This window comes from Sphingobium sp. WR1, from assembly GCF_059693745.1.
Window position 1 is genome coordinate 93,944 of sequence record NZ_JCATID010000018.1, and the last position, 16,148, is coordinate 110,091.

Annotated in this window: 18 protein-coding genes and 1 tRNA gene; 11 read left to right on the top strand and 8 right to left on the bottom strand. The window is 64.9% G+C overall.

Features of this window, described 5'->3' with window-relative positions:
• Positions 1-34: 34 nt before the first annotated feature.
• Entirely contained in the window at positions 35-1,195 is a 1,161-nt protein-coding gene (locus AC58EF_RS19390; protein ID WP_497278017.1) for a glycosyltransferase, read from the bottom strand.
• Between the two features lie 122 nt (positions 1,196-1,317).
• Complete coding sequence (locus AC58EF_RS19395; protein ID WP_497278064.1) at positions 1,318-1,719, bottom strand: hypothetical protein; 402 nt, start codon at positions 1,717-1,719, stop codon at positions 1,318-1,320.
• A gap of 133 nt (positions 1,720-1,852) precedes the next feature.
• Between AC58EF_RS19395 and AC58EF_RS19400 the strand changes: the two genes are divergently transcribed.
• The 7 genes from AC58EF_RS19400 (at position 1,853) to phoB (ending at position 9,216) form a co-directional block, all read left to right on the top strand.
• Positions 1,853-3,139 carry a sensor histidine kinase gene (locus tag AC58EF_RS19400; protein WP_497278019.1) on the top strand — a complete coding sequence of 429 codons (1,287 nt, stop codon included), beginning with the start codon at positions 1,853-1,855 and terminating at the stop codon, positions 3,137-3,139.
• Positions 3,140-3,240: 101 nt separating this feature from the next.
• Positions 3,241-4,293, top strand: coding sequence for a substrate-binding domain-containing protein (locus AC58EF_RS19405; RefSeq protein WP_497278020.1), 1,053 nt, complete (start codon positions 3,241-3,243; stop codon positions 4,291-4,293).
• An 11-nt stretch (positions 4,294-4,304) separates the two neighbouring features.
• Positions 4,305-5,699 carry a phosphate ABC transporter permease subunit PstC gene (gene pstC, locus AC58EF_RS19410; RefSeq protein ID WP_497278021.1) on the top strand — a complete coding sequence of 465 codons (1,395 nt, stop codon included), beginning with the start codon at positions 4,305-4,307 and terminating at the stop codon, positions 5,697-5,699.
• 38 nt (positions 5,700-5,737) lie between these two features.
• Complete coding sequence (pstA, locus tag AC58EF_RS19415; RefSeq protein WP_497278022.1) at positions 5,738-6,985, top strand: phosphate ABC transporter permease PstA; 1,248 nt, start codon at positions 5,738-5,740, stop codon at positions 6,983-6,985.
• Between the two features lie 8 nt (positions 6,986-6,993).
• On the top strand, positions 6,994-7,782 hold the full coding sequence (pstB, locus tag AC58EF_RS19420) for a phosphate ABC transporter ATP-binding protein PstB (protein ID WP_497278023.1): 789 nt from the start codon (positions 6,994-6,996) through the stop codon (positions 7,780-7,782).
• Between the two features lie 32 nt (positions 7,783-7,814).
• Positions 7,815-8,510, top strand: a complete 696-nt coding sequence (phoU, locus tag AC58EF_RS19425; protein ID WP_497278024.1) for a phosphate signaling complex protein PhoU — start codon at positions 7,815-7,817, stop codon at positions 8,508-8,510.
• A 4-nt stretch (positions 8,511-8,514) separates the two neighbouring features.
• On the top strand, positions 8,515-9,216 hold the full coding sequence (gene phoB, locus AC58EF_RS19430; RefSeq protein WP_497278025.1) for a phosphate regulon transcriptional regulator PhoB: 702 nt from the start codon (positions 8,515-8,517) through the stop codon (positions 9,214-9,216).
• A gap of 227 nt (positions 9,217-9,443) precedes the next feature.
• Here the strand turns inward: phoB and AC58EF_RS19435 are convergent, their stop codons facing one another.
• Positions 9,444-9,833: a DUF3597 domain-containing protein gene (locus AC58EF_RS19435; RefSeq protein ID WP_497278026.1), complete on the bottom strand. Its 390-nt coding sequence runs from the start codon at positions 9,831-9,833 to the stop codon at positions 9,444-9,446.
• Positions 9,834-9,990: 157 nt separating this feature from the next.
• Between AC58EF_RS19435 and AC58EF_RS19440 the strand changes: the two genes are divergently transcribed.
• Positions 9,991-10,620, top strand: a complete 630-nt coding sequence (locus tag AC58EF_RS19440) for a DUF937 domain-containing protein (protein ID WP_497278027.1) — start codon at positions 9,991-9,993, stop codon at positions 10,618-10,620.
• 138 nt (positions 10,621-10,758) lie between these two features.
• Here the strand turns inward: AC58EF_RS19440 and AC58EF_RS19445 are convergent, their stop codons facing one another.
• From AC58EF_RS19445 to recR, 4 genes are all read right to left on the bottom strand, one after another.
• Positions 10,759-11,040 carry a GlsB/YeaQ/YmgE family stress response membrane protein gene (locus tag AC58EF_RS19445; RefSeq protein ID WP_497278028.1) on the bottom strand — a complete coding sequence of 94 codons (282 nt, stop codon included), beginning with the start codon at positions 11,038-11,040 and terminating at the stop codon, positions 10,759-10,761.
• A 14-nt stretch (positions 11,041-11,054) separates the two neighbouring features.
• Positions 11,055-11,690: a DUF4126 domain-containing protein gene (locus AC58EF_RS19450; RefSeq protein WP_497278066.1), complete on the bottom strand. Its 636-nt coding sequence runs from the start codon at positions 11,688-11,690 to the stop codon at positions 11,055-11,057.
• A gap of 174 nt (positions 11,691-11,864) precedes the next feature.
• A complete protein-coding gene (gene def / locus AC58EF_RS19455; protein ID WP_497278029.1) occupies positions 11,865-12,395 on the bottom strand; it encodes a peptide deformylase in 531 nt (176 codons plus the stop codon).
• Between the two features lie 236 nt (positions 12,396-12,631).
• Complete coding sequence (recR, locus tag AC58EF_RS19460) at positions 12,632-13,228, bottom strand: recombination mediator RecR (RefSeq protein ID WP_497278030.1); 597 nt, start codon at positions 13,226-13,228, stop codon at positions 12,632-12,634.
• A 53-nt stretch (positions 13,229-13,281) separates the two neighbouring features.
• Between recR and fmt the strand changes: the two genes are divergently transcribed.
• Together fmt and truA are read left to right on the top strand one after the other, a co-directional pair.
• Positions 13,282-14,190: a methionyl-tRNA formyltransferase gene (fmt, locus tag AC58EF_RS19465; RefSeq protein WP_497278031.1), complete on the top strand. Its 909-nt coding sequence runs from the start codon at positions 13,282-13,284 to the stop codon at positions 14,188-14,190.
• 63 nt (positions 14,191-14,253) lie between these two features.
• Positions 14,254-15,063 carry a tRNA pseudouridine(38-40) synthase TruA gene (truA, locus tag AC58EF_RS19470; RefSeq protein WP_497278032.1) on the top strand — a complete coding sequence of 270 codons (810 nt, stop codon included), beginning with the start codon at positions 14,254-14,256 and terminating at the stop codon, positions 15,061-15,063.
• Here the strand turns inward: truA and AC58EF_RS19475 are convergent.
• Positions 15,018-15,737: a queuosine precursor transporter gene (locus AC58EF_RS19475; RefSeq protein ID WP_497278033.1), complete on the bottom strand. Its 720-nt coding sequence runs from the start codon at positions 15,735-15,737 to the stop codon at positions 15,018-15,020. The two genes, truA and AC58EF_RS19475, sit on opposite strands and share 46 nt — an antisense overlap.
• Before the next feature lie 84 nt (positions 15,738-15,821).
• Here AC58EF_RS19475 and AC58EF_RS19480 point away from each other — a divergent pair.
• Positions 15,822-15,898, top strand: a tRNA-Arg gene (locus AC58EF_RS19480).
• The last annotated feature ends 250 nt before the right edge of the window (positions 15,899-16,148 follow it).

Sequence of the window (16,148 nt, forward strand, 5' to 3'; positions counted from 1 at the left end):
CCTAGCGCGGGAGAGTAGCCAAGTGCCTAACGCATCAGGGGAAAGCAGGCGATGGCAGCGACGGGCGGTCCGGTTGCCGCGCGAGCGAGGCAAAGGCGCCCAGATAGGCGTCAAGCGCAGGCGTCACGCCATGGGCGCATACGGCGGAGGTCAGTCGGGCTGACGTTGCGGGACGGGCAAGCGCGCGCTCGATGGCGCGGGCGAAGGCCGCTGCATCGCCCACCGGCACGGCGGGATGCTGCCCGGCATCCGCCAGCAGGCACCGGATATTGGGCGTGCTGTCGGTGGCGACGACACCGGCGCCGCAGGCCAGCGCCTCGATCAGCGTCGCGCACAACCCTTCCCAACGGGACGGCTGGAGCAGCAGGTCCGCCTCCCCCATCAGGGCCGCGATCCGATCGGGATCGCCGATATAGCCTATGAAGACGACCCGGTCGGCGATGCCGAGGTCGCGCGCCTGCCGTTCCAGCGCTTCGCGCAGCGGACCGCAGCCGGCGACCGTCAACCGCCAGTCGAGATGCGGCAAGCGCGCCAGCGCGGCAAGCGCCGTCGCCTGATCCTTCTGCGGGGCGAGGCGCCCGACCATCAGCAGGCGCGCCGGGGCGGCCGGATCGCGCGCGCGACGCAGAGCATGTGCCCGCTCCATCGCGGGCGTCACCGTCGGGCGTGGAAGCAGGCGCACGTCGCCGCTATCAGTCAGCAGCGCCCGGTCATGTTCACCCATGACGATCGTCAGCGCCGACAGCCGCGCAATCGCGCGGAAGCGCTTCAGTCGCGCCCAGGCGCCCAGGCCCCGCTGAGCCGGGCGGACGATCGGATTGGAAATGCGCGCGACCGCCTGCGTTCCAGAGCCGAGGCAGGCGAGCGCGGCCAGCATGTTGCTCTGGTTGCCGGCCGAATAGAGGATGTCGGGGCGATGCCGCCGCACCATCGCGGCGAGCGCGGGAAACTGCCCGATCATCGACAGCCGCCGCTTGCCCGGCGGCGCGGGCACGCGCCGGACGACAAGGCCGGGATCGATAAGCGGCGCGTTCACCCCGTCCATCCGCGCCATCCAGAGTTCAACGGCCACGCCACGCTGGAGCAGATGGTTGGCCAGGAGGATCGCGACGCGGTCCAGCCCGCCATCGCCCGGCTGATACAGATAGACCGCCACCGAAAGATCGGGCGCGGGGGGCGTGAAATGATGAACCATGCTGCCGCATCCGCCGCTGAAACGAACCGTTACAGGTTCGACGGCATCAACACGGCCAAGCCGTATCCGGTTCTAATCATTGCGCTTGCGATATGGAAGAATCGTCGCGGAAACAAGCCGGATCAGCGCGGCATCTGCAGGGAGGCGTAGCAGGTGAAGCCGCTCGTTCCCTGTTGCAGGCGACGAATATAGTTCAGATAGGCCTGATTCTGTTGATAACCGGTGCCCGGCAGCCGGCCGCCGCGCAGCGCCTGCTTCACCTGCTGCCCGGTATAGCTGCGCCCGCCGGGAAAGGCGCCCGGCGTGTTCGACGGCACGAGTTGGCCGTCGGGCGCGATATAATTGCCCGCCCGCCCCTGGTCCGGCACGGGGATCGTGCAGTTGAGCACCGAAGCGGCGGTGTTGGCGAGCGCGGGACGAATGGAGACGATCGCCGAGGCGGCGGCCGCGCCGCCCATCAGCAGCTGACGACGCGACGCGATTAGGCCATCCGCGGCCTCCGGCGCGGGGGCGCCCTGCGGCATGATGCCGTCCTTGTCTGACGTCGCTTCGTTCATCTTTTCCCGTTTCGCATCTCGCGCTTGCCAAAGCGTAAAGATTGCCCGCTATTGCGGCAAGACATCGCAGCAAATGCGCGACAAATCCAGCGCGGTAACCATGAATCGACTGAGTATTTCGCAAATCACAGCCTCCCTCGCCATGCTGATGCTGGGCACCGGGGGCGCCTTGATGATGGGCGCGCATCCGATCAGCATCGCGCTGCCGGTACTGGCGGGCGTCATTGTCCTGATCATCACCTCAGGCGACGCCGGCCTGCGCCCGGCCGCGCCCACGGTGATGCTGGATCAGCCCGACCTGATCGCCCATCCCGACTTCGCCAGCTTGCTGGAGGGAATTTCGGACCCGCTGATGCTGGTGGAAAAGGGCCGGATCGTGCGCGCCAACCGCGCCGCGCAGCGGCTGCTCGGCGCGCATATCGAGGGCGAGGATGCGCGCATCGCCATCCGCCACCCCGCCGCCGCCGAACGACTTGCCAGCCTCGCCCCGCTCGCGGAACCGATCATGATCGAGCTGGTCGGCCTCGGCACGCGCGATCAGCGCTGGCAGATGCGCGTCGCGCCCGTCGGCGCAGTCCGGGACATGCGCCGGCTCGTCCATCTGGTCGACCATAGCGGCACCCACGCGGCCGAACGGATGCGCGTCGATTTCGTCGCCAATGCCAGCCATGAACTGCGCACGCCGCTTGCAGGCATATTGGGTTTCATCGAAACGCTGGCAGACCCCGAACTGGGCAAGGATGTCGAAACCCGCCAGCGCTTTCTGAAGATCATGGATGGCGAAGCCCGGCGGATGCAGCGGCTGATCGACGACCTGATTTCGCTCAGCCGAATCGAATCGGAGAAATATCGCCTGCCCGACGCCCGGGTCGACCTGTCGGAACTGGCGGCGGAGGTCGTCGGCGTCTTCCGCTCCAGCCATGGCGAGCGCGGGCGCGAAGTGGAAATGGAGATCGCTCCGCAACTGCCCGTGGTGCAGGGCGACCGCGCGCAGCTGTCGCAGCTGCTTCACAACCTGATCGGCAATTCGGTCAAATATGGCCGCCCCGGCACGCCGATCCGCGTCACCCTGAACGAAGGGCCGAGCGGCATGACCCGGCTGATCGTCGCCGACGAAGGCGAAGGCATCGGCCCGGATCACCTCCCCCGCCTCACCGAACGCTTCTATCGCGTCGATTCGGGGCGCAGCCGGGCGATGGGCGGCACGGGCCTGGGCCTTGCCATCGTCAAACATATCGTGGAACGGCATCGCGGCCGCTTCGACATCGCCAGCACCCTGGGCAAGGGCACGACCATCACCGTGCTGCTCCCCCCGCCGGTCGAAGAAACCCACGGAAAATTCGATGAAAAAAGACGTCCATCGGCGCTTTCGGACACGGTGTCATGAAAATGAAACCTGACTGTCACAAAGGCGCGATGGTCCGCGACTAGGGCGCTCCCGAGGGGGCGGCGACATGCGACTCGCGGCCTTGCTGATGGAGGTTCCCCGTGAAGAAATTCGCCCTGATCGCCGCCACGACCGTGAGCGTGCTCAGCCTCGCCGCCTGCGGCGACCAGACCGGCGGCGCCGGCGCCACCCGCGACCAGATCCGCGCGGTCGGCTCCTCCACCGTCTATCCCTTCGCCACCGCGGTGGCTGAACTGTTCGTGCAGGGCAATGCCGGCATGAAGTCGCCGATCGTCGAATCGACCGGCACCGGCGGCGGCATGAAGCTGTTCTGCGCAGGCGTGGGCGCCCAGCACCCGGACATTGCCGACGCATCGCGCCGGATGAAGAAGGCCGAGTTCGAACAGTGCCAGGCCAATGGCGTGAAGGATATCATCGAGATCCAGGTCGGCGTCGACGGCCTCGCCTTCGCCGAAGCGAAGAATGGCCCCGGCCTGAAGCTGACCCCCAAGATCGTCTATGAGGCGCTGGCCGCCAATCCCTATGGCAAGGGCCCGAACAAGGCCCAGAGCTGGAAGGATGTCGACCCGAGCCTGCCCGCGATTCCCATCTCCGTCTTCGGTCCGCCTTCGACCAGCGGCACGCGCGACTCGCTCGCCGAGTTGATCCTGGAAAAGGGCTGCCAGAGCGATCCGGCCATGGAAGCGCTCAAGGAGAAGAGCGAGGACGAATATAAGGCGACCTGCACCCGCGTCCGCGAAGACGGCAAATATGTCGACTCGGGCGAGAATGACAATCTGATCGTCCAGAAGCTGGGCGCGAACCCCAATGCGGTCGGCGTCTTCGGCTACAGCTTCCTTGAAGAGAATAAGGACACGCTGAAGGATGTGCCGATCAACGGTGTCGAAGCGACTTACGAAACCGTGTCGACCGGCAAATATCCCGGCGCCCGTCCGCTTTATATCTATGTGAAGAAGGCGCATATGACGGCCATCCCCGGCCTTCAGAACTTCCTCAACACCTTTGCCGCCAACTGGAACCCCGACGGCGCGCTGACCAAGCGCGGCATGGTCGCGGCGCCGGAAGATGTGCGCAAGAAAAGCGCCGAAACGGTCAAGTCGCTGACCGTGCTCGACGGTTCGCAGCTCAAGTAAGCGAAGGCCTGATGACCGGACCAGCCATCCTCCTGCTGCTCGCGGGCCTGGGCGCCATCGCCTGGGTCAGCGCCCGCGCCCGCGCGCTGCGGTTGCAGACCGTCGCGCGCGAAACCGGGCGGCGCGACGCCGTTCACAGCCTGCCCGGCTATCATGGCTGGTATGTCGCGTTGTGGACCCTGATCCCCGCCGGCATATTCCTCGCCATCTGGGCCAATGTGTCGCCGGCGCTGGTGACGCAGGCCGTGCTGGCCGATCCGGCGGCGCAAAGCCTGCCCGCCGACGCCTTTTCCCGCTCCGCCGTCCTGGGCGAGGCGCGGGCGATCGCCACCGGATTGCAGGCCGGCGCCTTCAACCCGGCGAGCCAGGCGCTGGTCGAACCCTACGCGCAAGCGCTGAACACCTATGGCATGGCGGGCGCGGTCTTGGCGCTGATCCTGGCCTTCGCCGGCGGCGCCTACGCCTTCACCCGCGTCCGCCCTGACTTCCGGGCGCGCACGCGGGTCGAGCGGCTGGTGATGGCGATCCTGCTGGTCGCGTCGCTGCTGGCGATCGTCACCACGCTGGGCATCGTCGCCTCACTGCTGTGGGAAAGCTTCCGCTTCTTCTCAATGGTGAATCCGCTCGACTTCCTCTTCGGCCTCAAATGGAGCCCGCAGTCGGCTGCACTGGGCTATGGCAATGAAGATGCGTTCGGCGCGGTGCCGCTCTTCTGGGGCACCATCTTCATCGGCGCGATCATCGCCATGATCGTCGCCATCCCGCTCGGCCTGATGAGCGCCATCTACCTGACGCAATATGCGACGCCGACCGTGCGCAAGTGGATGAAGCCGATCCTGGAAGTGCTCGCCGGCGTGCCCACGGTCGTCTACGGCTATTTCGCCGCGCTGACGGTCGCCCCGGCGCTGCGCGACCTGGCAGTGTCGGTCGGCATCCATGGCGCGTCATCGGAAAGCGCACTGGCCGCCGGCCTCGTCATGGGCGTGATGATCATTCCCTTCGTCTCCTCCATGGCCGACGACAGCATCGCCGCCGTGCCGCAATCGATGCGCGACGGCAGCCTGGCGATGGGTGCGACCACCAGCGAGACGATCACCCGTGTCCTCATCCCCGCCGCCCTGCCCGGCGTCGTCGGCGGCGTGCTGCTGGCCGTCAGCCGCGCCATCGGCGAGACGATGATCGTGGTGATGGCGGCTGGCCTGGCGGCGAACCTGACGCTCAACCCCTTCGCCAGCGTGACCACCGTGACGACCCAGATCGTCCAGTTGCTGACCGGCGACCAGGAGTTCGACAGCGCCAAGACGCTGGCCGCCTTCGCCCTGGGCCTGGTGCTGTTCATCGTCACCCTGCTGCTCAACATCGTGGCCCTGCGGGTCGTGAAGAAATATCGCGAGGCTTACGAATGAGCCTGCTCTCGAAAGCCATCTCCGACCCGGAGGCCCTGATGACCCGTCCTACCCGCCTCCCCACTGACTGGAAGTCGGACGTGATGCGCAAGCGGATCGCCCGGCGCTACGCCGCCGAGCGCCGCTTCCGCCTGCTGGGCCTGGGCGCGGTCGCGCTGAGCGCCGCCTTCCTCGCCTTCCTGCTCTTCACCATGATGGGTAACGGCGTGCGCGGCTTCACCCGGACCGAGATCGCGCTGACGGTCGATTTCCCGGCATCCCCGCTGCTGCTGGACCCCGCCGCCATCACCGACGAGGCCCTGGCCAACGCCAATCTGCCGATGGTGACGGGCGCGGTTGCGAAGAAGGTGCTGGGTGGCGACGCCGACGCCTTGCTGTCGCCGACCGCATGGATCAGCATTCGCAACGCGATCAAGGCCGATCCCAAGATATTGAGCCGCAAGGAGACCATCCGCGTCCCCGCCTCCACCGCGATCGATCTCGCCGCCAAGAGCAAGGGATCGCCCGAAGCCGAAGCCGCCGTCGCGCGCCTGAAGCAGCGGGGCGTCCTGTCCACCGGCTTCAACTGGAGCTTCCTCTCGGCTAGCGACGGCACCGATCCGACCCAGGTCGGCATCTGGGGCGCGTTCAAGGGTTCGCTGCTCACCATGCTCGTCACTCTGGTGCTGAGCTTCCCGGTGGGCGTGGCGACCGCCCTCTATCTTGAGGAATATGCGCCCAAGACCTGGTGGACCGACATTATCGAGGTGTCGATCAACAATCTCGCCGCCGTGCCCTCCATCATCTTCGGCCTGCTCGGCCTGTCGATCTTCCTCAATTTCCTGCACCTGCCGCGATCGGCGGCCGTCGTGGGCGGCATGACGCTGGCGCTGATGACCATGCCGGTCATCGTCATCGCCGGCCGCAACGCGATCAAGTCGGTACCGCCCAGCATCCGCGACGCCGCGCTCGGCATCGGCGCCAGCCCGGTCCAGGTGGTGTTCCAGCATGTCCTGCCGCTCGCCTTGCCCGGCATCCTCACCGGCACGATCATCGGCATGGCCCGCGCCCTGGGCGAAACCGCGCCGCTGCTGATGATCGGGATGCGCGCCTTCATCGCCACACCGCCCGGCGGCATCACCGACCCGGCGACCGTGCTGCCGGTGCAGATCTTCCTCTGGTCGGACGAAGTCTCCAAGGGCTTCGTCGAAAAGACATCGGCGGCGATCATCGTGCTGCTCATCTTCCTGCTCGCGATGAACGGCCTCGCCATCTACCTGCGCAACAAGTTTGAAAAACGGTGGTAAACAGCCCCATGACCGAAGAACAGCAAAGCCTGATCGTGGAAAACCCAAAGATGACGGCGCGTGACGTCAAGGTCTTCTACGGCCCCAAACAGGCGATCAAGGGCGTGTCGATAGACGTCGACATGGACAATGTCACCGCCTTCATCGGCCCGTCGGGCTGCGGCAAGTCGACCTTCCTGCGCACACTCAACCGCATGAACGACACGGTCGCCAGCGCCCGCGTCGAGGGCACGATCACGCTCGACGGCGAGGATATCTATGCCGCGTCGATGGACGTGGTGCAGCTGCGCGCGCGCGTCGGCATGGTGTTCCAGAAGCCCAATCCCTTCCCCAAGTCGATCTACGAGAATATCGCCTACGGCCCGCGCATCCACGGCCTGGCCGCGTCGAAGGCCGACATGGACGTGATCGTCGAGAAGTCGCTGCGCCGCGCCGGCCTGTGGGACGAGGTGAAGGACCGGCTGCATGACAGCGGCACCGCCCTGTCGGGCGGCCAGCAGCAGCGCCTGTGCATCGGCCGCGCCATCGCGGTGGAGCCCGAAGTCATCCTGATGGACGAACCTTGCTCGGCGCTCGACCCGATCGCCACCGCCAAGATCGAGGAACTGATTCACGAACTGCGAGGCCGATATGGCATCGTCATCGTCACCCACAATATGCAGCAGGCCGCGCGCGTGTCGCAGCGGACGGCCTTCTTCCATCTGGGCGAGCTGGTCGAATATGGCGTAACATCCGACATCTTCACCAATCCGCGGCAGGAGCGGACCAAGGACTATATTACCGGGCGTTATGGCTGATTTTTGGGGCTGGCCCGGGCGGAGAGAAGAACATGGCTGAACATACGATCAAGGCATTCGATGAGGAGATCGACCGGCTGCGCGGCCTGATCGCCGAAATGGGCGGTCGCGCCGAGGCGGCGATCGAGAATGCGATGCTGGCCCTGCAACGCCAGGACAAGGCGCTCGCCGCCGACGTGGTCGCGGACGACAAGCGCATCGACGCGATCGAGGCGGAGGTGGAGAAGCTGGTGGTGGAGGTCATCGCGCTGCGGGCGCCGATGGCCAACGACCTGCGCGACGTGATCGCCGCGTTGAAGATCGTCGGCGTGGTCGAACGGATCGGCGACTATGCCAAGAATATCGCCAAGCGCGTGCCCCTGATCGCCGTCAACAAGCGCACGCTGGAGCCGATGTCGCTTCTCCCTTCCATGGGCCAGGTCGCCGGCGAAATGGTGCATGATGTGCTCAACGCCTTCGCCGCGCGCGACGCCGACCTGGCCCTTGCTGTGATCGAGCGCGATACGGTGGTGGATGATTTCTACAACAGCGTCTTCCGCACGCTGGTGACCTTCATGGTCGAAAATCCCAAGACGATCAGCGAATGCGCGCATCTGCTGTTCATCGCCAAGAATATCGAACGTATCGGCGACCATGCGACCAATGTCGCGGAGATGGTCTATTACGCCGCGACCGGCCAGACCCTGCCGGATCGCGAGCGCGGCGCCGACATCCAGCCGGAGGACTGAAGTCATGGCGCGAGCGAAGATGCTGCTGGTCGAGGATGACGCGGCGCTGGCCGAACTGCTCATCTGGCATTTCAAGCGCGAGGATTTCGACGTCGCCCATACGGTCGACGGCGAGGAAGCGCTGCTGATGGCGCAGGAAAATGTGCCCGACATCGTGTTGCTCGACTGGATGGTCGAAAGCTTGTCGGGGATCGAAGTCTGCCGCCGCCTGCGCCGCATGAACGGCACCGCCAACATCCCGATCATCATGCTCACCGCGCGCGGCGAGGAAGAGGATCGGGTGCGCGGCCTGGAAACCGGCGCGGACGATTATGTAACCAAGCCCTTCTCCCCCCGCGAGCTGGTGGCGCGCGTGGGTGCGGTGCTGCGCCGCGTGCGCCCCGCACTGGCCGGCGAGACGCTGAGCTTTGCGGACGTGGAAATGGACACGGTCGGCCACAAGGTCCGCCGCGGTGGTCAAGTCATCCCCCTTGGTCCCACCGAGTTCCGCCTGCTCAAGCATTTTCTGGAGCATCCCGGCTGGGTCTTCTCACGCGAGCGGCTGCTCGACAGCGTATGGGGTCAGGATAGCGACATCGAGCTGCGCACCGTCGACGTCCATATCCGCCGCCTGCGCAAGGCGATCAACGCGGATGGGCAGTATCAGGACATCATCCGCACCGTGCGTTCGGCGGGCTATGCACTGGATACCGAGGGGATGGCGTGACACGCCTCCCCGCAATAGCGGGTTAAGCGAAGACCTTCCTCAGGGGCGTTCTGAGGCGGCTCATCAGGAAAGGGCTGGCGGATCGCACCGCCAGCCCTTCATCGTCTCATCTGCCAGTGCAATTTATGCCAAGGTTCGATGAGATTGACTCATCAACCCTTGGTCAAGCCCGAGCGACGCTTGGGCGAAACCCGCTTGTGATCAGTCGAAGACCGAGCACGACGGTATTAATCGGTAAGCGCGGCTGGGACTTTCCCGCCATTCTTGGCCAGTTCGCGCATCACGGCCTTGTGGAGCCAGATATTCATCTCCGCGCTTCCATCAAGCGCGCCGGTATAGCCCAGTTCCGTGGCCAGTTCCTTGCGGTTGTCCAGGCTCGAATCAATGCCAAGCAATTTCATCAGATCTACGATCGAGCTTCTCCAGTTCAGCGTGCTCCCGCTATTGGCGGCCGTCTCGCTCAGGATCTTTTCCACATCGACTTCGTCGATCGCGACAGACGCGGCCGGGGTAGCCGGGGCGGCGGCTGGCGGCGCAGTGGGAGCCGGGGCCGCAGCAGGGGCAGCCTCCTTCTTCTTGCCGAAAATTGCATCCTTGATCTTGCCGAAAATGCTCATGGGCTACTCCTTCCTAAGATCGCCCGCCGCCTGAAGCCATTTATCGACTCACAAGCGGTGATGCGATCCGGCCAATGTGTAAAGTAATCGCGTCGTTATCGCGACTCATGCTATTTCACCGGGCCGGTTTGTCGGTGGAGAAGGACTGGGAGATATCATGGATATTCAGGCGATGATCGGTCAGGGCGGCGGCATCGACGCGATTGCAAGCCAGTTGGGTATTCCCGCCAATGTGGCGCAATCGGGCGTAGAGGCATTGCTGCCCGCCATACTCGGCGGTTTCAAGCGATCGGCACAGGATCAGCCGGCGGGTCTCGACGGCCTTTTGGGCATGATCGGCGGCCTGGGCGGCGGCGGTCTGTTCGAAAATGTGGTCGGCGCGCAGCCGACCGCGGTGGATTCAGGCAACGCGCTGCTGGGTGAGATGTTCGGGTCCAAGGAGGGATCGATAGCCGTAGCGCAGCACGCTTCGGCGGCTAGCGGCATCGACACATCCATCCTGAAGCAGATGTTGCCGATCGTGGCGATGCTGGTGGCGGGCGCGATGGCCAAACAGGCCGGTGGCGCGGCAGCGGGTGGTGCTGCTGGCGGCGGTCTCGGTGGCCTGCTCGGCGGATTGCTTGGAGGCGGTGGCCTTGGCGGCATGTTGGGCGGAAAGCCCGGCAACGCGGCTCAGGTGCCCGCCGGTGGCGGCATCGGCGAACTGGGTTCGATGCTGGACCTCAATGGCGACGGCAATCCGCTCGACGATATTCTGGGCATGGCCCGGAAATTCACCACACGCTGACCACCGGCGTCGGCGCGCCACGGCGTTGGTCCCGATCCGAAATGGCGGGTGGAGGAGCATGTCCCCTCCACCCTTTTCACTCAAAACATTTTCAAGCCGATCCTATGGCCGACGGCCTGGGCAATGCCCAGCCAATCGTCAGGCAGTCCGGCCCTTGACGATCCTGTAGATCCACAAAAGGATCACGGCGCCCGCGGTCGCCAACAGGATGTTGACGATATTGCCGCCGCCTATGCCGATCTTGGAGCCGATGAAGCCCCCCAGCAAGCCGCCAACGATGCCAATCAATATCGTCACGATGATCCCGCCGGGATCCTTTCCGGGCATGATCCACTTCGCAAGGGCGCCGGCGATCAGGCCAACGACAATCCAGCCGATAATCCCATATTCCATTCCTGTTCTCCTGCTTGCGACGCCCATCATTCTTCCGACAATCAAGACCCGCCAATGGGCAAGGGCGGTTCCTTTCCTCCATCGGACGCACCCGATGAAATTGCGCGCATACGCCGCCAGATTCGGCGCAGCAGTAGCAGGACGGCAATGGCTGCGACGGCCAGGAACAGCGCGATGATGATCGCCATTGCCGGGTTGTAGAGCGCGAGCAGCAACAGCGTGCCTGTCGCGCCATCCTCCACGACAGACATGGCGACATTGCTCACAGGTTCAGGGCTGGTGTTAACGACGGCGCGCGTGCCCGCCTTGGCGCCATGGGTCAGCAGCGCCGCGCTGCCGCCCAGCAACAGACTGACAATCTGCCAAGCCTGATCCTGCGGGTCGACGATCGCCATGGCGAGCAGAGCACCGCCTACAGGGCGAACCAGGGTGTGGACGCCGTCCCACAGGGAATCCAGCCACATTATCTTGTCCGCAAAGAATTCGGCGACCAAGCCGACCGCAGCCACGCCGATCACCCAGGGGTTGGCGAGGATGGCAAGGCCATGGAGATGGTCGGGCAGTGCAATCCAGCCGGTTCGCATGGCCAGGCCCGTAGCGAATATACAGAGATATAGCCGCCAGCCAGCCAGAAGGCTGACACTGCTTGCCAGTCCAATAAGCGACAGCGCGTCTATACCCGCCTCCCCTGACTTGACGCATCCTAACCCCTTTTACGAAATTCTCCCAGAAGATTTACGAACTTCTATCAGAAGCGGAGCAATGTTGCATGTTATAGCCATAACGAAAACGCTCCAGCCGCGGGGCCGGAGCGTTTTCACCCATGGCAGAGCCTGGATCAGGTCAAGCGATCAGGCCGCGCGGCGGGCCTTGTTCAGCTTCTTCATCAGCATGTCGCGCTTCAGCCGCGAGAGGTGGTCGATGAAGAGGATCCCCTCCAGATGGTCCATCTCATGCTGGAGGCAGGTGGCAAGCAGGCCTTCGAGCTGCTCCTCATGGATGCGGCCTTCGCGGTCCATCCAGCTGGCACGGATCAGCGCGGGGCGCTCCACCTCGGCGAACTGGTCGGGGACCGACAGGCAGCCCTCATTATAGACCGACAGTTCGTCGGAGCCCTTGAGAATCTGTGGGTTGATGAAGACCATCGGTTTCCTGACCGGCGGCGCGCCTTCGTCATCCGATTCCGGTTCCTGAAGGTCGATCACCAGCACCCGCTTGGGCACGCCGACCTGGATCGCGGCAAGACCGATGCCAGGAGCGTCATACATCGTTTCGAACATATCGTCGATCAACCGCTGGAGATCATCGTCGATCGCCTCGACCGGGGTCGAAATGGTACGCAGGCGCGGATCGGGCGCCTCAAGGATCGGAAGAATTGCCATGTGCCGAACATAGATGGAACAGGGCGAAATATCAAGCGAGGCGGCGCGCGATTCCCGTTTGGAAAGGCCCGCTAGCGGTCCGATTCTGACATTTGCATCCCTATCGGCAAAGGGGTGTGCAAATGTCAGAATCTTTTCGAACCACTAGCAACTTTATGATTCTAGCGGATTTTGGGATTTTGACATTAGCGTCCGTGCCATCCGGCTGGCGGGACGCAAATGTCAAAATCAATCCACTAGCCCACCGGCCGCCGCGCGCGCAGCGCCTGGGCCAGCGTGCCTTCATCCAGATAGTCCAGTTCGCCGCCGACCGGCACGCCATGCGCCAGCTGGGTGAGGCGGACGGGAAAGCGCTCCAGCCGCTCGGCGAGATAATGAGCGGTGGTCTGCCCCTCCAGCGTGGCGTTCATCGCCAGCACCACCTCGTCGATGCCGCCTTGCTCCAGCCGCGCGACGAGCGCGTCGATGGTGAGGTCTTCGGGCCGCACCCCCTCCAGCGCGGACAGCCGCCCGCCCAGCACATGGAAACGGCCGGGGAAGAGGCGCGACTTGTCGAGCGCCCAAAGGTCCGGCACATCCTCCACCACGCACAGCGCGCGTGGATCGCGGCGCGGATCGGCGCAGATGCCGCAGGGATCGGCCGTGTCGATATTGCCGCAGATGTGACAGGTGACGAGCCGGTCGTTCACCGCCTCCAGCGCGCGCAGCAGCGGCTCCAACGCACCTTCGCGTCGCTTGAGCAGATGCAGCACCGCCCGCCGCGCCGAACGGGGGCCAAGGCCGGGCAGGCGGGACAGCGCTTGCGTGAGCGCTTCAATCTCTGGGGAAGCCATAAGGCGAGATAAAGTGTTGCAACTGGCGTAGACAAGGGCTTTGAGATCGCAACATGCGTATTATCTACATGGGCACACCCGATTTCGCCGTTCCGGCGCTCGATGCGCTGGTGAAGGCGGGTCACGATGTCGCCGCCGTCTACAGCCAGCCGCCCCGCCCCGCCGGTCGCGGCAAGGGGTTGCGCCCTTCCCCCGTCCATGTTCGCGCCGAAGAACTGGGCATGGAGGTGCGCACGCCGGTGTCGCTGAAGGACGCGCAGGTGCAATCCGCCTTTGCCGCTCTCGACGCCGATGTCGCGGTGGTCGCCGCTTATGGGCTGATCCTGCCGCGCGCCGTGCTCGATGCGCCGCGCCATGGCTGCATGAACATCCATGCCTCGCTGCTGCCGCGCTGGCGCGGCGCGGCGCCGATCCAGCGGGCGATCCTGTCGGGCGACAATGTGACGGGGGTGACGATCATGGACATGGAAGCGGGCCTGGACACCGGGCCGATGCGCGCCAAGCATGTCACCCCGATCGAGGACAAGACCGCCGGCGCGCTGACCGCCGAACTGGCGCAGGCAGGCGCGGAGCTGATGGTCGAGGTGCTGGACGACATTTCGCTCCATCCGCCCATGGCCCAGCCCGAGGAAGGCGTCACCTATGCCGCCAAGATCGACAAGGCCGAATCGCGGATCGACTTCACCAGGGACGCGCATCAGGTCGAACGGCAGGTGCGCGCCTTCAATCCCTTCCCCGGCGCCTTCTTCGAATATCGCGGGGAGCGGTTCCGCATCCTTGCGGCGCATATCGAGCATCATGGCGGGACGCCGGGCGAATTGCTTGATGACAGCCTGCTGATCGGATGCGGCCATGACGCGATCCGCCCGACCCTGATCCAGCGCGCGGGCAAGGGCGCGATGACGCCGGGCGAATTGCTGCGCGGTTACGAGATGTTGGCGGGGAGCCGCGTGGATGGATGAGCACGACATCCGTTCGCTTCGAGCGTGTCGAGAAGCGGATAGCAAACGAACGGCGTTTGAATTGTGACCCGCTTCGCTTTCACCGTCGAATTTGACGGGCGCCCGTTCATGGGCTGGCAGCGCCAGGCCCATGGGCCGAGCGTGCAGCAGACGATCGAGGATGCGATCTTCGCCGTCACCGGCGAACGCGCGGTCATCCATGCGGCCGGACGCACCGACGCGGGGGTCCATGGCATTGCCATGCGCGCCCATGCGGAGATCGAAAAGAGGATCGCGCCCTTCCGCCTGATGGAGGCGATCAATGCGAGGATGCGGCCTGATCCGGTGGCGATCCTGGCGTGCGATACGGTCGCGGACGATTGGCACGCGCGCTTTTCCTGTATCGGGCGATCCTATGTCTATCGCATCATCAATCGCCGCGCGCCGCTGACGTTCGAGAGCGGGCTGGTGTGGCGCGTAGTGCAGCCGCTCGATGCCGACGCGATGCACGATGCCGCGCAGATATTGGTTGGGCGGCATGACTTCACCACCTTCCGCTCCGCGCATTGCCAGGCGGAAAGCCCGGTCAAGTCGCTCGACCGGCTGGACGTGGAGCGGGACGGCGATCGCATCGCCATCCATGCGGCGGCGCGATCCTTCCTGCACCATCAGGTGCGATCGATGGTCGGGTGCCTGACGATGGTCGGCATGGGGCGTTGGAGCGCGGACGATCTGCGCGCCGCGCTGGAGGCGAGGGACCGGGCGGCGCTGGGCCTCAATGCGCCGTCGGACGGGCTGTATTTCGTGCGGGCGACCTACCCCGAGGACAGCGCCAGCGGCGACAATTTTCAGACGCTGGTTTTGAAGGGGGTGAAGTCGGTGCCCTTATCGTAGATGTCCAGCCCCTCGCGCCGCTTGACGAAGCCGACCACGGCATAGGTGACGGGGGTGAGAACGGCTTCCCAGCCGACCTTCATCGCCCAGTTGGTGATCATCACGGTCAGCACCTGGGCATTGGTCCAGTCGCCATAGAAAGCGAGCGGGTAGAAAAGCAGGCTGTCCACCCCCTGCCCCACTACCGTCGATCCGATGGTGCGCATCCACAGATGCCGGCCGTCGGTCAGCAGCTTCATCTTGGCGAGAACGAAGCTGTTGGCGAATTCGCCCGCCCAAAAGGCGCAGAGCGACGCGAAGACGATGCGCCAGGTGCTGCCGAACACCGCCTCATAGGCTTTCTGGTCGGGCCAGCCGTCGGCGGGCGGCAGGGCAACTACGACCCAGCTCATCAGCGCCATGAACAGCATCGCGGCAAAGCCCGCCCAGACGCAGCGGCGCGCGCGGGCATAGCCATAGACTTCGGTCAGCACATCGCCCAGCACATAGCCGAGCGGGAAGAAGAGGATGCCCGCGCCGAAGGTGAAACCGCCCAGCGTCGACAGCTTGGCCGCGCCGATCAGGTTGGACAGCAGCAATATGGCGACGAAGGCCGCCATGAAGAAGTCGTAATAACGCAGCGGGCGCGCGCCCAGCGCCCCGGCGTCGACCTTGTAAACCGCCCCCTCGTTCATGGCGACATGCTTATCGCCTGGCCGGGTGATTGCAAGCGCCCCTGTTGCAACCCGCCCGGTCGCCCGCTATCGCGGCAGGCGCACGGCCCCGTAGCTCAGTTGGATAGAGCATTCGCCTTCTAAGCGAATGGTCAGAGGTTCGAGTCCTCTCGGGGTCGCCATCTGTTTGTCGGTGGCGTCGGGAACGGGCAATTTGAGATTCGCGGCACGGCATCCGACCGCTTCGCTGAGAGGGCCGCCATCGCGATTCGACCGATCGAATCCTTGGCAGGAAGACCGGTTCCCTGCCGCCGCCGGCGACCAGCGGCCGGAGCCGTCCGCATCGTCATGCCACTGCAAGATCATCGTCACTCTACCGCCATCGAACTGCGACATAGCTGTCATGCACTGGCTTTAGCTGCCGCCCCAATC

Coding starts and splice junctions, on each gene's coding strand:
- AC58EF_RS19390 (WP_497278017.1), bottom strand. CDS start 1,195: ATGGTTCATCATTTCACGCCCCCCGCGCCCGATCTTTCGGTGGCGGTC.
- AC58EF_RS19395 (WP_497278064.1), bottom strand. CDS start 1,719: ATGCCGCAGGGCGCCCCCGCGCCGGAGGCCGCGGATGGCCTAATCGCG.
- AC58EF_RS19400 (WP_497278019.1), top strand. CDS start 1,853: ATGAATCGACTGAGTATTTCGCAAATCACAGCCTCCCTCGCCATGCTG.
- pstC (WP_497278021.1), top strand. CDS start 4,305: ATGACCGGACCAGCCATCCTCCTGCTGCTCGCGGGCCTGGGCGCCATC.
- pstA (WP_497278022.1), top strand. CDS start 5,738: ATGACCCGTCCTACCCGCCTCCCCACTGACTGGAAGTCGGACGTGATG.
- pstB (WP_497278023.1), top strand. CDS start 6,994: ATGACCGAAGAACAGCAAAGCCTGATCGTGGAAAACCCAAAGATGACG.
- phoU (WP_497278024.1), top strand. CDS start 7,815: ATGGCTGAACATACGATCAAGGCATTCGATGAGGAGATCGACCGGCTG.
- phoB (WP_497278025.1), top strand. CDS start 8,515: ATGGCGCGAGCGAAGATGCTGCTGGTCGAGGATGACGCGGCGCTGGCC.
- AC58EF_RS19435 (WP_497278026.1), bottom strand. CDS start 9,833: ATGAGCATTTTCGGCAAGATCAAGGATGCAATTTTCGGCAAGAAGAAG.
- AC58EF_RS19440 (WP_497278027.1), top strand. CDS start 9,991: ATGGATATTCAGGCGATGATCGGTCAGGGCGGCGGCATCGACGCGATT.
- AC58EF_RS19445 (WP_497278028.1), bottom strand. CDS start 11,040: ATGGGCGTCGCAAGCAGGAGAACAGGAATGGAATATGGGATTATCGGC.
- def (WP_497278029.1), bottom strand. CDS start 12,395: ATGGCAATTCTTCCGATCCTTGAGGCGCCCGATCCGCGCCTGCGTACC.
- recR (WP_497278030.1), bottom strand. CDS start 13,228: ATGGCTTCCCCAGAGATTGAAGCGCTCACGCAAGCGCTGTCCCGCCTG.
- fmt (WP_497278031.1), top strand. CDS start 13,282: ATGCGTATTATCTACATGGGCACACCCGATTTCGCCGTTCCGGCGCTC.
- AC58EF_RS19475 (WP_497278033.1), bottom strand. CDS start 15,737: ATGAACGAGGGGGCGGTTTACAAGGTCGACGCCGGGGCGCTGGGCGCG.